The sequence below is a fragment of the Helicobacter pylori genome, assembly GCF_015904775.1.
GTDB lineage: Bacteria > Campylobacterota > Campylobacteria > Campylobacterales > Helicobacteraceae > Helicobacter > Helicobacter pylori_DM.
In genome coordinates, this window is the sequence record NZ_JADZNC010000026.1 from 1 (window position 1) to 3,964 (window position 3,964).

A 3,964-nucleotide genomic window follows, 5' to 3' on the forward strand; every position below is an offset into this window, starting at 1 on the left:
GATCATCAATCGTAGCATAAATGGGTTCAGGGCTAGCTGAAAGCCCTACCTTACTGAGATCATCAACTTTATCATGCCTTTTCAAAGGGAAAGGTCCGCCGAGATCATCAATCGTAGCATAAATGGGTTCAGGGCTAGCTGAAAGCCCTACCTTACTGAGATCATCAACTTTACCATGCTTTTTCAAAGGGAAGCCCGCTGCTTGCCCTACACCACCCAAACCACTTGCTATTTGATTGAGTCGGTCAATTTTTGCATTTACCTTTTTAGCAACTTGAGCGTAAATGGGTTCTTCAGGGCTAGCTACTTGTCCTGTTTTCTTTTTATTAACTTTAGCATAAATGGGTTCTGTGCTGTTTTTGAGTCCATTATTGTTATTGTTATTGAAATTTCCAAGTTTTGCATTCAACTCTTTCTTGATGTCCGAAAAGTTTTTAGAAAGAGTTGTGGCTTCTGCTTTAGATAACCCATTACCGACTAGGGTTCCGTTCACACCATTCTTAACGGATTGGTATATTTCAGATTTTTTTCCAGCATTGAGACTTTCATTTTTTTGAGCTTGTTGAGCCAATTGCTCCTTTGAGAAGTTTTTGAGATCGGCTAACGCTTGCTCTACCCTACTGAAATCACCCGTTGCTTTAGCCACTGATACCGCTTGATTGAGATTGTCAACTTTATCCGTTACCTTTTGATTGAAGATCGCATCTTTAACGGAATTTTCAAGGTCGCTTTTTGCTTGCGTTACCTTGCTGAAATCCTTATTTTTGCCATTTTTGAATTCATTCAAAGCTGCATTAAGGTTTTCAACTTTTGAAATCCATTCTGGATTGATACCTAAATCTTTCACCGAGCCTTTAAGGGCTTTTAGCGTTTCTTCTGCCTTGCTGAAATCCTTATTTTTGCCATTTTTGAATTCATCAAAAGATTTACTAAAGTCTTTCAAATCCTTGTTGACATTTTCAAGTTTATCAGACAATTCCCTTTTGATGCCTTTAAGATTCTGACTGTAAGTGATTGCTCTTGCGTCTCTATTAGCCTCTTTATTGATCAACGCAAAAATCTCATCTTTTTGGCTGTTAGCTTGAGCTTTTGCTTCCATTTTATTTTTGTTGCCGCTTTTGCTCTCCAATTTTTTCTCTACTTCTTTCTCTAAATGCTCTCGTTTCCTTAGAGATTTTTCAAGATCTTTCTGAGCTTTTTTCACTTCATCATAGTTGCCTGTGTTTTTAGCTTCAGCTACAGCTTTATTGAAGTTTAAAGCTTTTCCAACCAATTCTTTGTTGCTGCTCAAAAAATCTTTGATAAGCTTATTAGCTTCTTGTAGGGACAATCCTTTAGCGGCTAGTTTATCCTCTAAATTCCGCCTTACGAAACTAGTGATAGCGAGATTATTTAAATCAGGCAAATTAAAGACAGCTACCTTGTTAAAGCTTGCTTCTAAATGGGAAACGCCATTCGTAACGCCTACACCCTTATTGGGATTCTTGGAGGCGTTGGTGTATTTGAAATTAGAATAATCAACAAACATCACGCCATCATGTTTTAGGTTACCTTGGAGAGTAACATTTTTCTCCCTATCTAAAGCTTTATCTGCTTTTTTCCCATAATCTTTGAGAGTGTAGCTCAAATCCCCCTTATTAAACTCAGTAATTAAAGCTGAATGTTTTGGGTCTTTTTTAGAAACAAAAGCAATACGATCATTCCCTAGGGCGTCTAAATAAGCCTTAGAGTCTTTTTGGAAATCCTTAATCTCAGTTCGGAATTTTTCTTTCTCTTTCTCGCTCAAGTTGTCTAATTTAGCATTATTTTGTGCAAGAAATTCCATGAAATCTACTTTGTTTCGGATCTCTTCTTGACTCAATGCTCGTTGTGAGCCTGTGAGTTGGTCTTCTTTGTAGAGATAAAAACTAGGATTATTAATCCCTTTCTCACCACCTGCTATGACTAAGCCACTGCCGTTTTTCATATGCACATTAATTATTGTAGCCACATTGTTACCTTGTTGGTCTTTATAACCAACGGTGGCGTTCCAATCGTGTTTGGCTCCAAAACCACCATTGCCCGCATACAATAATGAAACTTTTTCAGGTTCTATGCCATCATGACTCCCCATTAACACAGAAGACAGAGCGTTATTGTGAATCAATAATTGGTTGAACTTGTAATTGGGATCAATGTCAGCGACTCCCTCAACATCTAACATTTCCATATCGCCAAGAGTGAATTTAGAAAAATTACCCCTTTCATCAAGCAAATCCCTAGATTCAGGCGGTAAGCCTTGTATGTCGGTGGTGGTAGTGGCTATATCTGGTTGGACATGGGGAACTGGTTCTTGATTGATTGCTGCTTTGACATCAGAAGATTGTTTTTTGTTAAATACAAATGATAAAAAAATATCCAACCAATCCCCACCACTAGGCCATCCATTTTTTTCTGCTTCTTGCCTTTCTTTCAAGGATTCATCAAACACGCCTATGAACTTTTGATCCGTTTGGATTTGATTCCCTATGATGATTCCTGCAAAAGATTGTTTGGCAGATTTCAAAAACTCTGCTTTTTCTTTATCATCAGAGATAGGGGGTTGTATGATATTTTCCATAAAATTTCGGATCGATCGGGTGTTGATTTTAGACGGATCGTTTTGATGGGACACCCAACTTGTGAAAATTCGGTAACGCTGATCCCCAAATTTCTGAAAGCTCTTTGTGGAAGATTCTACATCAATGAGATTGTCTTTGTTGATTAGATCGTTGCTCTTATTGATAAAGTCTGAAAAATACTGATTCTTTTTGGTAGGATTTTTGATCGCTTTATTGGAGTATTCTTCCCTTAATTGCGAGATTCCATCAAAAGCTTGCCTGTTATCCCTATCATTCTTATCAACGATTGGTTTTTGATCAGGATCAAATGAAGCGACAGCGTTATCAAGCTTAAGAAAAGCTACTTGAAGATTATTGATAAATTGCTGCGGGTTAAAAGCCGCTTCGGTTTGTGGTTGTTGGTCAATAGTTTCGTTAGTCATTGTTTCTTCTTACTATACCTAGTTTCATACCTATCGGTATCTTATTGGTATCAAAGACTGCTAAAAATCGCTACACACTTGAGTAATCAATTCATGCATGTCTTTGAACATTATCATTATACCACAATATTTAGAACAAGGTGTAACAAGTCTACTATAATTCTAATTCAAGAAGCCTAACCAAAATAAAAGGAGAAATTTTAGTTAGGGCTTTATTATAGCAAAAATTATCAAGGATTACAAAGGGTAGCGTTTATGGTTTGGATTTAGGGCGTTATTGTGATTGTTTTGAGTTTCATTTATTTTTTGTTTAATAATAAATCTTAACTATCATAGACGCATGATTAAAGTATGTAAGTTATTAAAAATTTTAAAACAAAAGGATATAAAATGAAAACCATTAGAAATGGCGTGGTAGTTGGCGTGTCTTTGCTCGGCGGGTTGTGCGAGCGTTGAGACTCGCTTTGACGCTCTGCGTGTCGCTTGCATTAAAGGTGCTTTTATAGAGAAAGAAGCACACCACACACCCAAAGACTTTGATAGCCCTTATTTTAGCAATCAAACTGATATTGGGTTTTAGGGTTTCTTCTTAAAAAATATTTTGGCTCTTTTGGCTCATGTTGGTTGAGCCAAGCATTTCAAGATATTTCAAAATAAAGAAAAATTAAAATAAAGTCAATCCAACTCAAGCTCTCATCTAGGATCTTTGAGTATTTTAAAAGTCATGCGATGGATTGGTAGATTATAAAGTTATGGCTCACCATAAAGTAAAGCATTCAAAAAATAAGTTTGCAATTTAGGAGCGTTTTGAAGCGAAGAATGTCTGATGATTATCTTTGGAAAAGATTACCTATCTGCAGACTTGCAAAATAGCGCTAAAGATATTCTTCTCATCGCTTCGCAAATTCTCAAAGAAAGACTTTTTACCCACAAAAATGAGAT

The 3,964-nt window shown here is 36.6% G+C and carries 1 protein-coding gene and 1 pseudogene; one reads left to right on the forward strand and one right to left on the reverse strand.

The genetic code is table 11. The features are described 5' to 3' along the window. On the reverse strand, positions 1-3,022 hold a 3,022-nt coding region (gene cagA / locus I6852_RS07810), incomplete at its 3' end, for a type IV secretion system oncogenic effector CagA (protein ID WP_197292978.1). Positions 3,023-3,412: 390 nt separating this feature from the next. On the opposite strand from cagA, the pseudogene I6852_RS07815 reads away from it, so the two are divergent. Continuing rightward, positions 3,413-3,602: pseudogene (locus tag I6852_RS07815) on the forward strand (urease-enhancing factor). The last annotated feature ends 362 nt before the right edge of the window (positions 3,603-3,964 follow it).